Here is a 17,707-nt window from a genome sequence, read left to right on the forward strand (position 1 = left end):
AGAAATATTATGTGCTGTGAATAAAGCGGAGGCTTGAAAAATCACCTGGAAAATGATACAGTAGCATCAGAATTTAAGTATAAGCAGGTGAAAAATTGGATACACAGGTAAGAAAACTAGATTATGACAACATCGATCCGGAGATCATGAAAGAGGCCGGCGACATCATCCGCGCAGGCGGATTGGTGGCCTTTCCCACCGAGACTGTCTATGGCCTGGGCGGAGACGCCCTGAATCCCCGGTCGTCCATGAAGATTTACGCAGCTAAGGGACGTCCCTCGGACAATCCCCTGATTGTACACATAGAAGAACGGGCGGATCTGTATAAAATTGCGGCGAAGGTTCCGGAAAAGGCAGAAAAAATGATGGACGCCTTCTGGCCAGGACCACTGACTCTGATTTTCCCCAAGACGGATCGGGTACCTTCCGAGACCACAGGCGGCCTGGATACGGTAGCAGTGCGGATGCCGAGCGACGGGATTGCGGCGGCCTTTATCCGGGCTGCAGGCGGTTTTATTGCAGCTCCCAGCGCCAATGTATCGGGTCGTCCCAGCACGACTACGGCAGCCCATGTGATAGAAGATTTGTCCGGACGGATCGAGATGATTCTGGACGGCGGCCAGGCAGTGATTGGCCTGGAATCTACCATTGTGGATATGAGTGTAGAGTCTCCGGTCATTCTGCGCCCGGGCGCCATCACAAAAGATATGATGGAAGCAGTCATTGGTCCGGTAGAGATTGATAAGGCGATCATCGCTCCGAACTCAGGCGTTAAGCCCAAGGCTCCCGGCATGAAATACCGCCATTACGCGCCCAGAGCCGATTTAACCATCGTGGAAGGCCCCAGTGACAAAGTAGTCGAGACCATGAACCGGATGGCTGCAGAGGCCGAATCGGAAGGAAAAAAAGTGGGAATCATCGCTACAGATGAAACCGCGCCACGCTATCCTCATGGCCTGGTCATGAGCCTGGGAGCCCGCAGTAACGAAGAAGAGATTGCGCAGCATCTCTTTGAGGTACTTCGTAAATTCGACGACACGGATGTGGATTGTATCTTCTCCGAATCCTTCGAAGACGCCGCCATCGGTGCCGCCATTATGAACCGGCTGCTGAAGGCAGCGGGCCACAAAGTAGTACGGGTATAGCCATCCAGTTTGCTTAGAAAACCAGAAACCAGGAGCGGCGGAGGAATTTCTTCTAAGATAGTGTCCGGCTTTTCGCGCACTGGTGTCTGACTGGAGCGGACCTTGAGTCCGATCCAGACAGACGCCTGTCCGAGAAACGTCCGAACACTTCAGAAGAAAATCCTCCGCCGCTCCTGGTTTCGTCCGTCCGTTCTTACAAAACAAAAAAGCTTTCCAGAATCCTCTGAAAAGCTTTCATGATGCAGGAGATGGGACTTGAACCCACACAGCCTTGCGACTACAGGCACCTGAAGCCTGCGCGTCTGCCATTCCGCCACTCCTGCGAACAAATAGTATCTTATCAGAAAGTGTTCTTATTGTCAACACTTTTTTGAAATTATTTTCAAATTTGTAAATTTAAAAACCGGATAAAAAATTTTGAAAAAAGTTCGGGAAAACAGTTGACATTTGTTAAAAGCGGTGTTATTATAATCAAGCGCGTTGACGAAGCGGGCAAACAACTAAATGCGGAAGTGTCGGAACTGGCAGACGAGCAAGACTAAGGATCTTGTGATTATTGCAATCGTGTGGGTTCAAGTCCCATCTTCCGCAGTGAGCAGGAGTGGCGGAATGGCAGACGCGCAGGCTTCAGGTGCCTGTAGTCGCAAGGCTGTGTGGGTTCAAGTCCCATCTCCTGCATAAAGGTCTCAGATGAATTCTGAGACCTTTTCTTATGTAATAGGAAATTCCGATGGAATCCCCTATTACATAAAAATATTATCGCACTCGGCGGAGAGAAATAGAGATGGAAGAACGAAAGAAAACAAAAGAAATGGATATGCTGAACGGCGGCCTGGCGGGGAAGCTGATTCTGTTTGCGGTTCCGCTGGCTTTCAGCAGTATTCTGCAGCAGCTGTTTAACTCGGCGGATGTGGCGGTGGTAGGTCGGTTTGCGGGATCCCAGGCTCTGGCGGCAGTGGGAAGCTGCGTGGCATTGGTGGGAATTTTTGTCAATCTGATTGTGGGACTGGCGGTGGGTCCCAATGCGGCCCTGGCCAATCTGATCGGCCAGGGAAGGCGGGACAGCATAAGCCGGATGGTGCATACGATTATGACCTTCGGGGCAATGCTGGGAATGATTTTGCTGGCTGTCGGTATGCTGACGGCACGGCTGGTGCTGGAGGCATCCGGAACTCCGGAAACAGTCATCAATGAGGCATTATTATATATCCGCATTTATTTTATCGGACTGCCCTTCATGGTGCTTTATAATTTTGGATCTGCCATTCTTCGAAGCTATGGCGACACGAGACGCCCCATGTATTACCTGATCCTGTCCGGCATTTTAAATGTGGTTCTGAACCTTCTGCTGGTCATCGTATTTGGTCTCGGCGTGGCAGGTGTCGCCATTGCCACGGTTATATCCAATGTGCTGAGTACAGTGCTGGTAATGGTTCATCTCCATGCAAGAACAGATGAATTTCAATTCTGCTTCCACAGGCTGTGTATCGACGGCGCTGATTTAAAAAAGGTACTGCTGATTGGAATTCCGGCGGGCATCCAGGGCGCGATTTTTTCCGTGTCCAATGTATTTATCCAGAGCGGGATCAATTCCTTTGGAGAGGACGCCATTGCGGGATCCTCCCTGGCGCTGAATTTTGAATATTTTACGTATGATATTGCCAACGCCTTTGCCCAGGCGGCAGTAACCTTTACCAGCCAGAATTTTGGCGCGGGGAATCTGAAGCGCTGCAAGCGGATCTTCTGGCTTTGTATGCTGTTTGGAATGGGCTTTACCGAGATTTTGAGCATTATTTTTATGATCTGGGACGAATTTTTCGTAGGAATCTATACTATCAGCAGCAGTGTGGCGGTCTATGGCCTGGTGCGGATGCATCATGTCTGCTCGCTGGAGGGACTGACAGCCACTTATGAGGTGGAGAGCGCGGCGCTCCGGGGTATGGGAAAATCCCTGGAACCCTCTATTATCACAATTCTGGGAACGGTTGTATTCCGTATGATCTGGCTTCTGACGGTATTTAAATGGTTCCCCACCTATGATATGCTGATGAATGTCTACGTAGCTTCCTGGGTATGTACGGGCGGCGCGATCTTTGTGGTCTGGTTACTCTATATGCGAAAAATGGAAAAGCGCCAGGCTGAACTTGTATAGGTGATATGTAGTAGAAACTGTACAGGAAAATTTTGAAAAGACCTTGTTCTTTTATGAAAATCGATCTATAATGCAAAAAGACAATAAAACAGACGGGAGCTTGTATACAGGCTGAGAGGAAGGTGTGACCTTCGACCGAGAACCTGATTTGGATAATGCCAACGTAGGGATACCTGAGCAAAAAAGGAAGAGCGGAAAGCTGCCAAATCGGTGGCTTTCCTTTTTGTTTTACTGCGAAAAATTATGGAACAGGAGAAGAAGGCATGGTAAAAGTAAACGGAACAGAGCTTAATATCGCCGGAAAAACCGTGGCGGAATATCTGGCTGAAACCAATTACGATCCGAAGCGGATCGCAGTGGAGCGAAATGGCGATATTGTGCCAAAGGCACAGTACGAGACAGCGGTGCTGGCAGACGGCGACAGCGTGGAAGTAGTCAGCTTTGTGGGAGGCGGCTGAGATGATACCGACAAAGGAAGAATGGCACCGGGCTCTGGCAGACCGGCATGGGGAAGTCTTCCAGAAAAGGGCAGAGCATGCGACCGTGGCCATCTGCGGCCTGGGAGGCTTAGGCTCCAATATCAGTATCTGCCTGGCAAGAGCCGGTGTGGGGAAGTTGATACTGATTGATTTTGACCGGGTGGATATCTCAAATCTTCACCGGCAGCAGTACAAGGCAAATCAGCTGGGTCTTCCGAAGACGGAGGCGCTGGCGGCGAATCTGAAAGAAATCGCGCCCTATATCGAGTTGGAACTCCATACGATCCGCATTACAGAGGACAATATCGGAGAGCTTCTTAAGGACGCGGATCTGATCTGCGAGGCTTTTGATAATCCGGAGTGTAAGGCAATGCTGGTCAATACCGTGCTGGAGAAATTTCCGGAGAAATATCTGTTGTCCGGCTCCGGTATGGCCGGTATGGACAGCGTGAACCGGATACAGACCCGGCGGGTTACGAAGCGGTTTTATCTCTGTGGGGACGGCGTCAGCGATGTGAAGGAGTGCGGCACGCTGGTTTCCAGCCGGGTCATGACCTGCGCGGCCCACGAGGCCCATATGGTGATACGGATTCTGGCGGGAGAGCCGGAGCCGTAAGAAGGGGATTAAACGTGAAATTTAAGAGAAAGAAGGTATACATATGAACAACGATACATGGACACTGGGGGGACATGAATTCCATTCCCGTTTCATTCTTGGATCCGGGAAATATTCCCTGAACTTAATCGAGGCTGCGGTAAAGGACGCGGGCGCAGAGATCATCACACTGGCGGTACGCAGGGCGAACACCAGAGAGCATGAGAATATCCTGGATTATATTCCGGACCATGTGACACTGCTTCCCAACACCAGCGGAGCCAGAACTGCGGAAGAAGCAGTCCGTATCGCACGGCTGGCCAGAGAGCTTGGCTGTGGAGATTTCGTAAAGGTGGAGATTATGCGGGATTCCAAGTATCTCCTGCCGGACAATCAGGAGACCATTAAGGCCACCGAGATTCTGGCAAAGGAGGGCTTCGTGGTCATGCCCTATATGTATCCGGATCTGAATGTGGCAAGAGATCTGGTGAACGCAGGAGCGGCTTCCGTTATGCCGTTGGCGTCTCCCATTGGCTCCAATAAGGGTCTGGCCACAAAAGAATTTATCCAGATCCTGATTGATGAAATCGATTTGCCGATTATCGTGGACGCCGGTATCGGAAAGCCCTCTCAGGCCTGCGAGGCCATGGAGATGGGGGCCGCGGCGATTATGGCCAATACGGCGCTGGCCACAGCAGGCAACCTGCCGCTTATGGCTTCCGCTTTTAAGGACGCCATAGAGGCCGGACGAAACGCTTATCTGGCAGGGCTTGGAAGAGTGCTGACCAGGGGCGCGGCAGCCTCCGATCCGCTGACCGGATTTCTGCGGGATTGAGAGGTGTGAGCACATGGAAAATCAGTTCTTTGTAGACTCGGAATACCTTTCCGAAAAAGCGTTGGCGAAGAAGCATAAGCTGGAGACGGATCCCTCTTCCAGAACCAACCATATGGAATATATGCCCGGTATGGAGCAGATCGACTCGGACATCTGCGAAAAGGTCATGTCCCAGGTGGCGTCCTATGATTATCAAACGTATACAGAGAAGGATGTGAAAGCAGCCCTGGAGCACCGTACCTGCTCCGTGGAGGATTTTAAAGCTTTATTATCTCCGGCGGCGGAACCCTTCCTGGAGCAGATGGCGGAGCGGGCCAGATGGGAGACCAGTAAGCATTTTGGCAATACGGTGTATCTGTTTACGCCCCTTTATATCGCCAATTACTGCGAAAATTACTGTGTATACTGTGGCTTTAACTGCTATAACCACATTAACCGCATGAAGCTCAATATGGAGCAGATCGAGAAAGAAATGAAGGTTATCGCCGACAGCGGTATGGAGGAGATTCTGATTCTGACCGGTGAGAGCCGTGGAAAGAGCGGCGTCGATTATATCGGCGAGGCCTGTAAGCTGGCAAAGAAGTATTTCCGGATGGTGGGGCTGGAGATTTATCCGGTCAATTCCGATGAATACCGGTATCTTCATGAATGCGGCGCGGACTACGTGACGGTATTTCAGGAGACCTATGATACGGATAAGTATGAAACGCTGCATCTGATGGGCCACAAGCGTGTATGGCCTTATCGGTTCAACGCCCAGGAGCGGGCGCTGATGGGCGGCATGCGCGGCGTGGGATTTTCGGCGCTTCTGGGACTGTCGGATTTTCATAAGGACGCGCTGGCAAGCGCGCTGCATGTCTATTATCTGCAGCGGAAATATCCCCATGCGGAAATGTCCCTGTCCTGTCCGAGACTGCGTCCGATTATCAACAACGATAAGATCAATCCGCTGGATGTCCATGAAAAGCAGCTGTGTCAGATTATCTGCGCGTACCGGATCTTTCTGCCCTACGTGGGGATCACTGTGTCCTCCCGGGAGAGCGCGTCCTTCCGGAACGGGATCGTGAAGATTGCGGCGACGAAGGTGTCTGCAGGCGTATCCACCGGTATCGGGGATCATGAGAGTAAATACAGCGGCAAGGACGACGGAACAGAGACCGGAGACGAGCAGTTTGAGATCAACGACGGGCGGAGCTTTGAGACCATGTATGAAGATATTACGGAGGAAGGACTTCAGCCGGTGCTGAATGATTATGTGTATGTCTGATGTGTTAGTGATTACAAACCGTAAGCTTTGCAAAGAGGATTTTTTGGGGCGTATAGAAGCGCTGGCTGCGGCGGGCCCCAGGGGTATTATTCTGCGGGAAAAGGATTTGCCGGAGACAGAATATCTGGAGCTAGCGCGCCAGACGGCAGAAATCTGTGACAGATATCAGACGCCCTGTGTTCTGCACAGCTTTCCGGGGATAGCTCTGGAGCTGGGCGTGAAGCGGCTCCATCTGCCGCTGCCCCTCCTGCGGAAATTATCCCCGGATGAGCGGGCGTATTTTACCGTGCTGGGCGCGTCCTGTCATTCCGCGGAGGACGCCCGGGAGGCGGAAGCTTTGGGATGTACCTATATAACTGCGGGGCATGTATTTGATACAGACTGCAAAAAAGGACTGCCCGGGCGGGGGCTGGAGTTTTTGAAACAGGTGTGTGAAAGCGTGAGGATCCCAGTGTATGCCATTGGCGGAATCGATCCGGAGAATTACAAAGAGGTGATGGCTATAGGGACGGCAGGCGTGTGCGTCATGAGCGGCGCTATGGTATGTGAAGCGCCGGGACGCTATCTGTCAGCCTTTTCAGAAAAGAAAGAACAGACGGCGAACACACAGAAGGGGATAAGATAGAATGAAATTTAAGAAAGAGATGCTGTTGCTCTACGCGGTGACGGACCGGCACTGGACCGGTAGGCAGACGCTGGAAGAGCAGATAGAGGAGGCTCTGGCGGGAGGCGTGACGATCCTGCAGCTGCGGGAAAAGAATCTTCCGGAAGAGGAATTTCTGCAGGAAGCTATCCGGGTAAAGGAAATCTGCCATCGCCACGGCGTCCCGCTGATTATCAACGATAACGTGGAGGTAGCCCTGAAAAGCGGCGCGGACGGCGTCCACGTAGGTATCGAGGACGCTCCGGTCAGCGAGATTCGCGCCCGGGTTCCGGCGGACTTTATCATCGGGGCCACCTGTAAGACGGTAGAGCAGGCGAAGAAGGCAGAGCAGGCCGGCGCGGACTATATGGGCGTAGGAGCCGTATTTCCATCGCCTACCAAGACAACGGCCATTCGGATTACCAGGAAGCAGCTCTATGAAATCTGTACTTCCGTACAGATTCCGGCGGTGGCCATCGGCGGTATCACTGCAGAGAACATCACAGAGATCCGGGGCGGTGGCATGGCCGGAGCGGCTGTGGTTTCCGCTATCTTCGGAGCGGCGGATATCCCAAAAGCAGCGGGAGAGCTGAAGAAAAAGGTAAAAGAGATAGTAACGGGCGCATAAAGTCCGTGAAAGCGGCAGACCGGGGGCACCACTCTCTGTCGCGATAGAAAAATAATGCGAAAACAAAGGAAAAGAGGAAAACGCAAATGAGAACAGCATTATCAATCGCAGGCAGCGATTCCTGCGGAGGCGCCGGCATTCAGGCAGATCTGAAGACTATGACCATGAATGGAGTGTACGCGATGACAGCGGTTACCGCATTGACAGCGCAGAACACCACCGGCGTAAGAGCAATCCAGGAGGCAACTCCGGAATTTTTGGGACAGCAGATTGACGCGGTATTCGAGGATATTTTCCCGGACGCGGTCAAAATCGGAATGGTATCCGCAAGCGAACTGATTCGTGTCATTGCAAAGAAGCTGCGTGATTACGAGGCGAAGCATATCGTGGTGGATCCGGTCATGGTAGCTACCAGCGGCTCGGTGCTTCTGAAGACAGATGCGGTGGAGACACTGGAAAAGGAGCTGTTGCCTCTGGCGGAGGTGGTAACACCCAATATCCCGGAGGCGGAGATTCTGTCCGGCATGGCTATTAAAACCAAAGAGGATATGCTGGCTGCGGCAGAGAAAATCAGCAAAACCTATGGCTGCGCTGTCTTATTAAAGGGCGGGCACAGTATCAATGACGCCAACGACTATTTCTATGCAAATGGGGAAGGTCACTGGTTCGAGGGTAAGCGCATTGAGAATCCCAATACCCATGGAACCGGCTGTACTCTTTCCAGCGCCATTGCTTCCAATCTGGCCAAGGGCTATGAACTTCCGAAAGCGGTAAAGCGGGCGAAGGATTATATCTCCGGCGCGCTGGGAGCCATGCTGGATCTGGGTAAGGGATCCGGCCCCATGAAGCATGCCTTTGATCTGACGGGCGAATTTGCGAAGGAGGTGCGGTAAGATGACAGAAAAGCGTACTTCTGTATTTGAAAACGGTCTTATCTGGTTCGGAGCCGGAGTCTCGATTGCAGAGATTCTGACAGGAACTTATCTTGCGGATCTGGGCTTCGGAAAAGGTCTGCTGGCTATTATTGTAGGTCACATCATCGGCTGTACCATGCTGTTCTTATCTGGCCTCATCGGCGGAAAGGTGCGAAGAAGCGCCATGGAAACGGCAAAGATGAGCTTTGGAAGCAAGGGCGGACTGCTTTTTTCCGCACTGAATGTGATTCAGCTGGTAGGCTGGACGGCTATTATGATTTATGACGGAGCCCTGGCGGCGGACGGCATTCTGGGTGTGGGCAACTGGGTCTGGTGTCTGCTGATTGGCGGCCTGATTATCGTGTGGATTCTCATCGGTATCGAAAACCTGGGTAAGGTAAATACGGTGGCCATGGCGGCGCTCTTTATCCTGACCATTCTTTTAAGCTTTGTGATCTTTGGACACGGCGGCGCGTCCGTTGCAGGAGGAGAAGACATGACTTTTGGCGCGGCCGTAGAGCTTTCCGTAGCCATGCCGCTGTCCTGGCTGCCCCTGATCAGCGATTATACCAGAGAGGCGGAAAAACCGGTGCAGGCCACGGCGGTCAGCGCAGTCGTTTACGGCCTGGTAAGCTGCTGGATGTATGTGATTGGTATGGGAGCCGCGATTTTTACCGGAGAGTCGGATATCGCGCAGATTATGGTAAAGGCCGGGCTGGGGATCGCAGGCCTTCTGATCATTGTATTCTCCACCGTGACCACCACCTTCCTGGACGCGTACTCCGCAGGTATTTCCAGCGAGTCTCTGGGCGAGAAGATCCATGGAAAATGGGTAGCGGTTGTGGTGACTGTGATTGGTATCGCAGGAGCCATTCTGTTCCCCATGGACGATATCACGGACTTCCTGTATTTCATCGGATCTGTTTTTGCGCCGATGATTGCCATTCAGATTGCGGATTTCTTTATCCTGAAAAAGGCAGAGAGCAAAAGAACCTTCGAGTGGAAGACGCTGGTAGTGTGGCTTCTGGGCTTTGTCATTTACCGGTGGCTGATGAATGTGGACATGGTCGTAGGCAATACTCTGCCGGATATGGTGGTTACCATTGTGCTCTACGTAGTTGCAGAGAAGCTGGCGGGAGAGAAGAAGTAGGCGTTGCATAAAATAACTTGTGGCAAAAAATTCTGCTTTTCTGTAGTAAACCTGAAAAAGAAGCGTTTATATAAGTAAAGGAAAGAAAAGAAAAGGAGGATTATCCTATGAAAAAATTACACCGTATGTTATTGCTCGCGGCCGCAGCAGCCACATTTCTGACAGCCTGCGCCAGAAGCGCGCAGACTCAGGACACCGTCGGATCCGAGCCCCAGGTACAGACCGGCGATGCAGTGTCTGAGGAGGAGAGCACAGATGGTTCCGGTGACGCAGCCACACTGCCCGATCTCACGGAATCCCGCCCGGTGGCTTATGCGCCCTGTGTCCGGGTGAACGGCGTCATTTACCAGGATACCGGGTTCTTAAGCAGCATGGTCGGTTGCGGTAATATGGATGGAAAGATTACCACTTCAGTGGAAAGCACCCAGCTGCCTGCCAAAGACGACGAAGCTAATTTCGGAAAAGGGTATGGCTACCAGTTCGGCGCGGACGACACCCTGCTTGTGTACTGGAACGACGAACCCCATATTTTCCGGAATGTGGATTCTGCGGATACGTCGATCCCGGCGGAGGTACTGCATTTCACAGCCGAGGTAAAGGAAGTAAACGAGGGGAATCTTCTGGTGACCTACATCGCTGTGGCCGACGGCTTTCAGGAAATGTCCGCAGGCGACTATGTGGTTTCCACAGACAATCTGATGGACGAGGTACAGACCGGCGACACCGTGGAGATCTGGTTTAGCGGTTACATCCAGGAGACCGACCCGGCCCAGATCGGACTGGCATACCGGATTGAAAAAGTGAATGAAAAATAGAAAAGTCGTCAAAATGTCGATGATACACAAAGAAAAGTCGTCATTTTGACGACTTTTCTTTACATGTAAAAAAAATGTGATAAAGTACATAAAAAGAGGCAGGACATGGAGAAGAATGATGGAAGAAAAACGATTTGCCGTAGAGGCTACAATTTCAACCGAAGAAATGAAAAGAATAAGAAAGAAACTGGATCTCACACAGAAAGGATTTGTGGGTTTGCTGGGTTGCTCCAAAAAGACAGTGGAACGCGTCACAGGGCTTCGGAATTTCGGAATCTATATGAATCAGCTGTTTACCATAGATGCGTTATTTTTAAATGAAGATCGGCACACGCACAATATGGCAGTTTTAATGGACGGAGAGGGCCGGTTTTCCCTTTGCTCGGTTTTTGACAATGGCGGCGCGTTGTTGTCTGATATGTCAATGGACTATCCGATGTCAGAAGATCCGGTAGTGTTGATGAGGGAAGTAAAAGCAAAAACAATCAGTACAGATTTTGATGAACAGCTGGATGTATCGGAAAGGCTTTACGGTCGAAATCTCAGATTCCATTTTACAAAAAAACAGGGAGCGGAATTGCTGAAAAAAGCAGTAGGGTATGAAGAAGAGATTCGTAACCGTGTAGCATCGATCTTATATCTGCAGATGGATAAATATCGCTATTTATGGAAATAAAGAAGAAAAACTTATGGACGAGCGCTTAAAACAACAGCAACGGAGGCAGAGACTGGAGAGAACACGGCGTGTCGGCAAAGCAGGTCTATGGCAGACAGCAAAAGACCAGACAGGGCTCGGAGAAGCTCTAATTTGTTTCGTGGTAATTCTGGTGTTCTGGTTTGCCACCCATGGGGGGTACAATGTGACCTTCGATACAAAAGGCGGATCAGAGCTCACCGTGCAGCGGTTGAAGCATGGGGAGCTGGCAGAGGAGCCGGAGACGCCATTGAAGCCCGGTTATACCTTCTGCGGTTGGGTGACCTCAGAGGATGAGAGCCTGGCAAAGGAATGGAACTTTGCCACGGATAAGGTGGAAAACGACCTGACTCTCTATGCAGTATGGATGCCTGCCGAGGTAAGGGTAAAGTTTGATCTGGATGGCGGAAATCTGGATGGAGAAACATATATACCGGATAAGACAGTGACCTATGGCGAAGCCTACGGGGAGCTTCCGGTACCGGAAAAAGAGGGCTTTCGCTTCGACGGCTGGATTTACAGCGGCGTTGTGATTCAGGCGGATACTATGGTGACGATGACGGGAGAACATGTGCTGACGGCTCGCTGGATCCCGGCATAATAAGACGGAAAAGAGGAGACAGCATGAATCGTGATAAAGCAAGAGTAGCGGTGTACGCAATGGGAGGTTTCTATCTGTTGTACCTGGCATGGCAAATGTATGGGGAACTTTCCACGGCAGGTTCTGAAAAACCGCTGATGATCGGGTTTATGATTTTCTTCACCATCATCGGCGCAGGACTGGCAGGCTGGGGGCTGTACAGCGGCTGGAAGACAGCCAGAGACCGGATGGCGGCACCGGAGCCGGAAGAAGCGTCTGAGAATCCGGAAGACAAATCTGACGAAAATAGACTGGAATAATATGTAAATAAAAGCTGACTGCGGTGTTCATCGTAGTCAGCTTTTTTATGTAATAGGAAATTCCGATGGAATCCCCTATTACATAAAAGCATTATCGCACTGCGGCGGATTCTTACTTACTTTGGGACTGGAAATTTCCCGGCGTATCAAGTATACTGAATTACGGAGTAAAAGAGGAGGGCTTTTTATGTATCAGGCAAATGAAAAACGATATGAAACGCTTCCCTATCACCGCTGCGGGGACAGCGGCCTTCTGCTTCCGGCCGTGTCCTTGGGCTTCTGGCACAATTTTGGTGACACCGCTTCCTATGACAACATGAAAAAGCTCTGCTTTACCGCCTTTGACCACGGCATTACCCATTTTGACCTGGCCAATAACTACGGCCCGGAGCCGGGCAGCGCTGAAAAAAATCTGGGGCTGATTCTCCGGGACGAGCTTTCGGCTTATCGGGATGAGCTGATCATCAGTACCAAGGCAGGCTACGATATGTGGCCGGGACCCTACGGCAACTGGGGAAGCCGGAAATATTTGATTGCGAGTCTCGACCAGAGCCTGAAGCGCCTTGGACTCGACTACGTGGATATCTTCTACCATCATCGAATGGATCCGGAGACGCCGTTGGAGGAAACCATGGAGGCCCTGGCCCAGATTGTACGGAGCGGTAAAGCCCTTTATGTGGGTCTGTCCAATTATAACGGAGAGAAGCTGACCCAGGCAGAGGCCATTTTAAAGGAACTGCATTGCCTGTTTATCATCAATCAGAACCGCTATTCCATCTTTGATCGAACCGTCGAGCAGAACGGTCTGAAGGAGACGGCGGCGAAGCTTCACAAGGGCATTATAGCCTTCAGTCCCCTGGCTCAGGGCATGCTGACAGATCGATATCTTCACGGAATTCCCGAGGACAGCCGAATCCGCACGGATGGCCGCTTCCTGAAGGAAAATGCGCTGACACAGGAGCGGCTGGGACAGATCCGGAAGCTGAATGGGCTGGCGGCTGAAAGGGGACAGACCCTGGCGGAAATGGCACTGGCATGGGTTCTGAAGGACGGTATTGTGACCAGCGTGTTGATCGGCGCGTCCAGGCCGGCGCAGATTCTGGATAATATTAAGGCACTGGAAAATACGCATTTTACAGAGGAAGAATTAAGAATCATAGACCATATTTAACAAAAAGGCGAATACCCCGCAGTCCGAAAAGGACGGTGGAGTACAAGTGATAAAGGAGACGACAGATAAGTATGACGAAGCAGGAACTTGCTTTGGAAGTAATTGACAGATTAAAAAAGGAATATCCGGACGCGGACTGTACCCTGGATTACGATCAGGCCTGGAAGCTGCTGGTCAGCGTGCGCCTGGCGGCCCAGTGTACTGACGCCCGGGTTAATGTGGTAGTGGAAAAGCTTTATGAAAAATATCCGGATGTGAAGTCTCTTGCGGCGGCTCCGGTGGAGGATATCGAGGCCATCGTGAAGCCCTGCGGCCTGGGACATAGCAAGGCCCGGGACATCAGCGCCTGTATGAAGGTGCTGGAGGAAAAATACGGCGGAAATGTGCCGACCACCTTCGACGAGCTTCTGGCTCTGCCCGGGGTAGGACGCAAAAGCGCCAATCTGATCATGGGCGACGTCTTTGGCAAGCCCGCCATCGTCACCGATACCCACTGCATCCGTCTGGTGAACCGGATGGGACTGGTGGACGGCATAAAGGATCCGAAAAGGGTGGAAATGGCTCTGTGGAAGCTGATTCCGCCGGAGGAGGGCAGTGATTTCTGCCACCGCCTGGTCAACCACGGACGGGAGGTCTGCACAGCGCGGACAAAGCCCTATTGTGACCGCTGCTGCTTAAAGGACATCTGTGCGAAAAATGGAGTAGAGGAGTAAAATTATGGAATACGCAGTTGCTACACTGAAGAAGGGCGAAGGACGCGCGCTGAAGGCGGGCGGAGCCTGGATTTATGATAATGAAATCGAGTCTGTTATGGGTCATTTTGAGGATGGGGATCTGGTTCTTGTCCGGGATTTCGACGGCTACGGGCTGGGAAAGGGCTTTATTAACCGTCATTCCAAGATTCGGATCCGTATGATGACGAGAAATCCGGAGCAGGAGATTGACCGGGAATTTTTACACAACCGTGTAAAAGCGGCATGGGAGTATCGGAAGAAGACGGTGGACACTTCCAGCTGCCGTGTGATTTTCGGCGAGGCGGACTGGATTCCGGGTATGGTCGTAGATAAGTTCTCGGATGTGCTGGTGGTACAGGCGCTGGCGCTGGGTATCGATCGGATGAAGGAAACGATTATTGAGGAATTAAAGGGGGTACTGGCCGGGGACGGCGTGGAGATTCGCGGCGTCTATGAGCGAAGCGACGCCAGGGAACGGGAAAAAGAGGGCATGGAGCGTGTCAAAGGCTTCATCGGCGAACCCTTTGATACCAATGTGGAAATCGTGGAAAACGGTGTCCGCTATCTGGTGGATGTGAAGGACGGTCAGAAGACAGGCTTTTTCCTGGATCAGAAGTATAACCGTCTGGCCATTCAGAAGCTCTGTAAGGATGCCCGGGTGCTGGACTGCTTTACCCATACGGGTTCCTTTGCCCTGAACGCGGGACTGGCCGGAGCCAAAGAGGTCATCGGCGTGGATGCGTCGGAGCTTGGCGTACATCAGGCAGAGCTGAACGCGAAGCTGAACGCCCTGGAGAATACGGTGCGCTTTACATGCGCGGATGTGTTTGACCTGCTGCCGGATCTGGAGAAGAAGGGCGAGAAGTTCGACGTGGTAATTCTCGATCCGCCGGCCTTTACCAAATCCCGCAATTCCATCAAGAACGCCACCAAGGGATATCGGGAAATCAATATGCGCGGCCTGAAGCTGGTGAAGGACGGCGGCTTTCTGGCCACCTGCTCCTGCTCCCATTTCATGAGCTACGAGTTGTTTACCCAGACCATCGCCCAGGCGGCAAAGAGCGTCCACAAACGGATTCGCCAGGTAGAATACCGGACCCAGGCTCCGGATCATCCGATTCTCTGGGCAGCGGACGAGTCTTATTACCTGAAATTTTATATCTTCCAGGTTTGTGAGGAAAAATAGGGATGCAGCTACCGGAATTATTTGAAGAAAAAATGAAAAAGCTTCTGGGGACGGAATATGAGGATTTCCTGGCAGGCTATGAAAAAGAGCGGCATCAGGCTCTCCGGGTGAATCCGGCGAAGATCTCCGCGGAGGAATTTCTGCGGATCAGCCCCTTTACGCTGGAACCTGTGCCCTGGGCGAAAAATGGCTTTTATTATGGAACGGAGGATCGGCCCGGCAGGCATCCCTGGCATGAGGCAGGCGTCTACTATATCCAGGAGCCCAGCGCCATGTCTGTGGCGGAGCTGGCAGGCGTACAGCCCGGAGATCGGGTGCTGGATCTCTGCGCGGCTCCCGGCGGAAAAAGCACCCAGCTGGCGGCAGCCATGGAGGGAAAGGGGCTTTTGGTATCCAATGAGATTCATCCGGCCCGGGCGAAAATTCTCTCTTCCAATATCGAACGGATGGGAATTTTGAACGCAGTGGTGACAAATGAAGCACCGGAGCGTCTTGCACCTCATTTTCCGGCGTTCTTTGACCGGATTGTGGTGGATGCGCCCTGCTCCGGCGAGGGTATGTTCCGAAAAGAGGAGCAGGCTGTCAGCCAGTGGAGTCAGGATAATGTGGATCTCTGCGCAAAACGGCAGCAGGACATTCTCGAAGAGGCCGCGAAGATGCTGCGGCCCGGCGGGGTGTTAGTCTATTCTACCTGCACCTTCGCACCGGAGGAGGACGAGGAGAGTATAGTGCGCTTTCTTCTGAAGCATCCGGAGTTCTCGGTGAAAAAGACCGAGGCTTATGAAGGCTTTGCCCCGGGCAGACCGGAGTGGGTGAAGCTGACGGATGAGGAGAAGGAAAGTGTCAGTGTGGAGCGGTTGGAAGCAGTTCTGGCGTCTGTGAAGGATACCTTCCGGCTGTGGCCCCATAAGCTGAACGGGGAAGGGCATTACGCGGCGGTGCTTGAAAAGGCAGACGGAAACCAGGGAGAAGAGTTAAGCACCCTTCGAATCGAAAAAACGGAGCGGAAAAATCGAAAAAACGGAAAGAGCTCCGGCAAATCCGGCGTCGTGTCCGCGGAAGCAGAAGCCTGGAAGCTCTACAGGGAATTTGCCGCAGATACGCTGGTTCACGGTCACGAGGGTATCCCCATGCTCTATGGAGAACAGCTGTACCTGCTGCCCTGTGAGCTGAACCTGGAGGGCCTTAGGGTCCTGCGCCCCGGTCTTCATCTGGGGACGGTTAAAAAGAACCGTTTTGAACCGGCCCACGCCCTGGCTCTGGCATTGAAAGCGGAGGACGTAAAGCGCAGCGTCTCCTACGGGTCAGATTCCCGGGAAATCAGGGCCTGGCTGTCCGGCGAGAGCCTGGAGGGATCTGACGGCAGGGGATGGACGCTGGTACAGACCGACGGCTTCTCCCTTGGCTGGGGCAAGCAGGCAGGCGGCATTCTGAAAAATCATTACCCCAAGGGGCTTCGGAAACAATAACAAATATTTTTTGTGCAAATATAACACAAATACAAAATAAAACCACCATTTACATTGACAAAAGTGACAAAAAGTGGCACAATAAAAACAAGGCAGAGCCCAGACATAAAACGCAGCTCAGAAGCGGAACTGCCGGATTATCAAAACTTTCGTGGGGAGGCTTTTCTTATGAATGATTATGAACTGATCCGAAATATTCTGGACAAAAGCAGGTATACGGTAGCCATGTGCGGCACGGATATGATGAAGGAATCCGGCATGCCAAGCTTAAGAGCTCCTGAGATTGCCTATCAGGTGGAGCAGGAGTTTGGTTATTCGCCGGAGGAGATTTTTTCTTCGATATTTTACGTGAACCGCCCGGAGACCTTTTTTAAATACTATCGGGAATGGATGCTGAAGCCCCATCTGGAACCGAGCGCCGGTTTTTACGCACTGGCGGAGCTGGAGCGGCGGGGAAAGCTTCAGTGCAGCATCGCCAATAATGTGCATAACCTGCCGGGCCGGGCGGGCTGTCAGAAGGTACTGAATCTGCATGGAACCATTTACGATAATGAGTGTCCCAGATGTGGCAGAAAGTATTCGATGGAGTATATACGTGACGCGAAGCGGGTTCCTCTGTGCGAGGACTGCATGGCGGTGATTCGCCCGAAGGTACTGCTCTTTGGGGAACAGGTGGACAACCGGATGATGACCGCGGCTGCGGAGGAGATCGCGAAGGCGGATGTACTGCTGCTTCTTGGTACCTCGATTGGCTCGGGGCTTTGCGAGCGGTATGTGAAGTATTTTGAAGGCGAGACCCTGATTATCATCAACGCGGCGGAGCATTTTACCGACGCGAAGGCGGATATTGTGCTGCGGGAAGAGGTAAAGACGGCACTGCCGAAGATTGTGCTGTGAAACATCGGCAGGGAGCTGACAGTGGCGGTCCTG

At 52.1% G+C, this 17,707-nt stretch carries 19 protein-coding genes, 3 tRNA genes and 1 riboswitch; of the genes, 21 read left to right on the top strand and 1 reads right to left on the bottom strand.

What is annotated here, in order from left to right:
• The first annotated feature begins 95 nt into the window (after positions 1-95).
• A complete protein-coding gene (locus WMO29_RS00960; RefSeq protein WP_349163372.1) occupies positions 96-1,145 on the top strand; it encodes an L-threonylcarbamoyladenylate synthase in 1,050 nt (349 codons plus the stop codon).
• 240 nt (positions 1,146-1,385) lie between these two features.
• Here the strand turns inward: WMO29_RS00960 and WMO29_RS00965 are convergent.
• A tRNA-Leu gene (locus tag WMO29_RS00965) sits at positions 1,386-1,468 on the bottom strand.
• A gap of 183 nt (positions 1,469-1,651) precedes the next feature.
• Here WMO29_RS00965 and WMO29_RS00970 point away from each other — a divergent pair.
• The 20 genes from WMO29_RS00970 (at position 1,652) to WMO29_RS01065 (ending at position 17,674) form a co-directional block, all read left to right on the top strand.
• Positions 1,652-1,736: transfer RNA gene (locus WMO29_RS00970), tRNA-Leu, on the top strand.
• Between the two features lie 4 nt (positions 1,737-1,740).
• Positions 1,741-1,823: transfer RNA gene (locus tag WMO29_RS00975), tRNA-Leu, on the top strand.
• 106 nt (positions 1,824-1,929) lie between these two features.
• The gene (locus WMO29_RS00980; protein ID WP_349163373.1) at positions 1,930-3,297 is read left to right on the top strand and encodes an MATE family efflux transporter; all 1,368 of its coding nucleotides are present in this window, start codon (positions 1,930-1,932) and stop codon (positions 3,295-3,297) included.
• 84 nt (positions 3,298-3,381) lie between these two features.
• Positions 3,382-3,485: riboswitch (TPP riboswitch) on the top strand.
• A gap of 75 nt (positions 3,486-3,560) precedes the next feature.
• Positions 3,561-3,755, top strand: coding sequence for a sulfur carrier protein ThiS (gene thiS / locus WMO29_RS00985; protein ID WP_349163374.1), 195 nt, complete (start codon positions 3,561-3,563; stop codon positions 3,753-3,755).
• Position 3,756: 1 nt separating this feature from the next.
• The gene (thiF, locus tag WMO29_RS00990) at positions 3,757-4,392 is read left to right on the top strand and encodes a thiamine biosynthesis protein ThiF (RefSeq protein WP_349163375.1); all 636 of its coding nucleotides are present in this window, start codon (positions 3,757-3,759) and stop codon (positions 4,390-4,392) included.
• 43 nt (positions 4,393-4,435) lie between these two features.
• Positions 4,436-5,206, top strand: coding sequence for a thiazole synthase (locus tag WMO29_RS00995; RefSeq protein WP_158362974.1), 771 nt, complete (start codon positions 4,436-4,438; stop codon positions 5,204-5,206).
• A 13-nt stretch (positions 5,207-5,219) separates the two neighbouring features.
• Positions 5,220-6,473 carry a 2-iminoacetate synthase ThiH gene (gene thiH, locus WMO29_RS01000; RefSeq protein ID WP_158362972.1) on the top strand — a complete coding sequence of 418 codons (1,254 nt, stop codon included), beginning with the start codon at positions 5,220-5,222 and terminating at the stop codon, positions 6,471-6,473.
• A complete protein-coding gene (locus WMO29_RS01005) occupies positions 6,466-7,098 on the top strand; it encodes a thiamine phosphate synthase (protein ID WP_349163376.1) in 633 nt (210 codons plus the stop codon). The genes thiH and WMO29_RS01005 overlap by 8 nt, the downstream gene beginning before the upstream one ends.
• A gap of 1 nt (position 7,099) precedes the next feature.
• On the top strand, positions 7,100-7,744 hold the full coding sequence (gene thiE / locus WMO29_RS01010) for a thiamine phosphate synthase (protein WP_349163377.1): 645 nt from the start codon (positions 7,100-7,102) through the stop codon (positions 7,742-7,744).
• An 86-nt stretch (positions 7,745-7,830) separates the two neighbouring features.
• Positions 7,831-8,637 carry a bifunctional hydroxymethylpyrimidine kinase/phosphomethylpyrimidine kinase gene (gene thiD / locus WMO29_RS01015; RefSeq protein WP_349163378.1) on the top strand — a complete coding sequence of 269 codons (807 nt, stop codon included), beginning with the start codon at positions 7,831-7,833 and terminating at the stop codon, positions 8,635-8,637.
• Between the two features lies 1 nt (position 8,638).
• Entirely contained in the window at positions 8,639-9,808 is a 1,170-nt protein-coding gene (gene cytX, locus WMO29_RS01020; RefSeq protein WP_349163379.1) for a putative hydroxymethylpyrimidine transporter CytX, read from the top strand.
• 107 nt (positions 9,809-9,915) lie between these two features.
• Entirely contained in the window at positions 9,916-10,623 is a 708-nt protein-coding gene (locus tag WMO29_RS01025; RefSeq protein WP_349163380.1) for a hypothetical protein, read from the top strand.
• Between the two features lie 115 nt (positions 10,624-10,738).
• On the top strand, positions 10,739-11,299 hold the full coding sequence (locus tag WMO29_RS01030; RefSeq protein ID WP_349163381.1) for a hypothetical protein: 561 nt from the start codon (positions 10,739-10,741) through the stop codon (positions 11,297-11,299).
• A gap of 13 nt (positions 11,300-11,312) precedes the next feature.
• Positions 11,313-11,918: an InlB B-repeat-containing protein gene (locus WMO29_RS01035; RefSeq protein ID WP_349163382.1), complete on the top strand. Its 606-nt coding sequence runs from the start codon at positions 11,313-11,315 to the stop codon at positions 11,916-11,918.
• Positions 11,919-11,941: 23 nt separating this feature from the next.
• Entirely contained in the window at positions 11,942-12,217 is a 276-nt protein-coding gene (locus WMO29_RS01040) for a hypothetical protein (protein WP_349163383.1), read from the top strand.
• Between the two features lie 187 nt (positions 12,218-12,404).
• Positions 12,405-13,388, top strand: a complete 984-nt coding sequence (locus tag WMO29_RS01045; protein WP_349163384.1) for an aldo/keto reductase — start codon at positions 12,405-12,407, stop codon at positions 13,386-13,388.
• A 71-nt stretch (positions 13,389-13,459) separates the two neighbouring features.
• Entirely contained in the window at positions 13,460-14,101 is a 642-nt protein-coding gene (locus WMO29_RS01050; protein ID WP_349163385.1) for an endonuclease III domain-containing protein, read from the top strand.
• 4 nt (positions 14,102-14,105) lie between these two features.
• Positions 14,106-15,308 (top strand): class I SAM-dependent rRNA methyltransferase, encoded by a 1,203-nt coding sequence (locus tag WMO29_RS01055; RefSeq protein WP_349163386.1) that lies wholly within the window; start codon positions 14,106-14,108, stop codon positions 15,306-15,308.
• Between the two features lie 2 nt (positions 15,309-15,310).
• Positions 15,311-16,777, top strand: coding sequence for an RsmB/NOP family class I SAM-dependent RNA methyltransferase (locus WMO29_RS01060; RefSeq protein WP_349163387.1), 1,467 nt, complete (start codon positions 15,311-15,313; stop codon positions 16,775-16,777).
• 168 nt (positions 16,778-16,945) lie between these two features.
• Positions 16,946-17,674 carry a Sir2 family NAD-dependent protein deacetylase gene (locus WMO29_RS01065; RefSeq protein ID WP_178039188.1) on the top strand — a complete coding sequence of 243 codons (729 nt, stop codon included), beginning with the start codon at positions 16,946-16,948 and terminating at the stop codon, positions 17,672-17,674.
• The last annotated feature ends 33 nt before the right edge of the window (positions 17,675-17,707 follow it).

The organism is Laedolimicola intestinihominis, assembly GCF_040096155.1.
In the GTDB taxonomy this organism is placed as follows: domain Bacteria; phylum Bacillota; class Clostridia; order Lachnospirales; family Lachnospiraceae; genus Laedolimicola; species Laedolimicola intestinihominis.

Coding starts and splice junctions, on each gene's coding strand:
- WMO29_RS00980 (WP_349163373.1), top strand. CDS start 1,930: ATGGAAGAACGAAAGAAAACAAAAGAAATGGATATGCTGAACGGCGGC.
- thiS (WP_349163374.1), top strand. CDS start 3,561: ATGGTAAAAGTAAACGGAACAGAGCTTAATATCGCCGGAAAAACCGTG.
- thiF (WP_349163375.1), top strand. CDS start 3,757: ATGATACCGACAAAGGAAGAATGGCACCGGGCTCTGGCAGACCGGCAT.
- WMO29_RS00995 (WP_158362974.1), top strand. CDS start 4,436: ATGAACAACGATACATGGACACTGGGGGGACATGAATTCCATTCCCGT.
- thiH (WP_158362972.1), top strand. CDS start 5,220: ATGGAAAATCAGTTCTTTGTAGACTCGGAATACCTTTCCGAAAAAGCG.
- WMO29_RS01005 (WP_349163376.1), top strand. CDS start 6,466: ATGTCTGATGTGTTAGTGATTACAAACCGTAAGCTTTGCAAAGAGGAT.
- thiE (WP_349163377.1), top strand. CDS start 7,100: ATGAAATTTAAGAAAGAGATGCTGTTGCTCTACGCGGTGACGGACCGG.
- thiD (WP_349163378.1), top strand. CDS start 7,831: ATGAGAACAGCATTATCAATCGCAGGCAGCGATTCCTGCGGAGGCGCC.
- cytX (WP_349163379.1), top strand. CDS start 8,639: ATGACAGAAAAGCGTACTTCTGTATTTGAAAACGGTCTTATCTGGTTC.
- WMO29_RS01025 (WP_349163380.1), top strand. CDS start 9,916: ATGAAAAAATTACACCGTATGTTATTGCTCGCGGCCGCAGCAGCCACA.
- WMO29_RS01030 (WP_349163381.1), top strand. CDS start 10,739: ATGATGGAAGAAAAACGATTTGCCGTAGAGGCTACAATTTCAACCGAA.
- WMO29_RS01035 (WP_349163382.1), top strand. CDS start 11,313: ATGGACGAGCGCTTAAAACAACAGCAACGGAGGCAGAGACTGGAGAGA.
- WMO29_RS01040 (WP_349163383.1), top strand. CDS start 11,942: ATGAATCGTGATAAAGCAAGAGTAGCGGTGTACGCAATGGGAGGTTTC.
- WMO29_RS01045 (WP_349163384.1), top strand. CDS start 12,405: ATGTATCAGGCAAATGAAAAACGATATGAAACGCTTCCCTATCACCGC.
- WMO29_RS01050 (WP_349163385.1), top strand. CDS start 13,460: ATGACGAAGCAGGAACTTGCTTTGGAAGTAATTGACAGATTAAAAAAG.
- WMO29_RS01055 (WP_349163386.1), top strand. CDS start 14,106: ATGGAATACGCAGTTGCTACACTGAAGAAGGGCGAAGGACGCGCGCTG.
- WMO29_RS01060 (WP_349163387.1), top strand. CDS start 15,311: ATGCAGCTACCGGAATTATTTGAAGAAAAAATGAAAAAGCTTCTGGGG.
- WMO29_RS01065 (WP_178039188.1), top strand. CDS start 16,946: ATGAATGATTATGAACTGATCCGAAATATTCTGGACAAAAGCAGGTAT.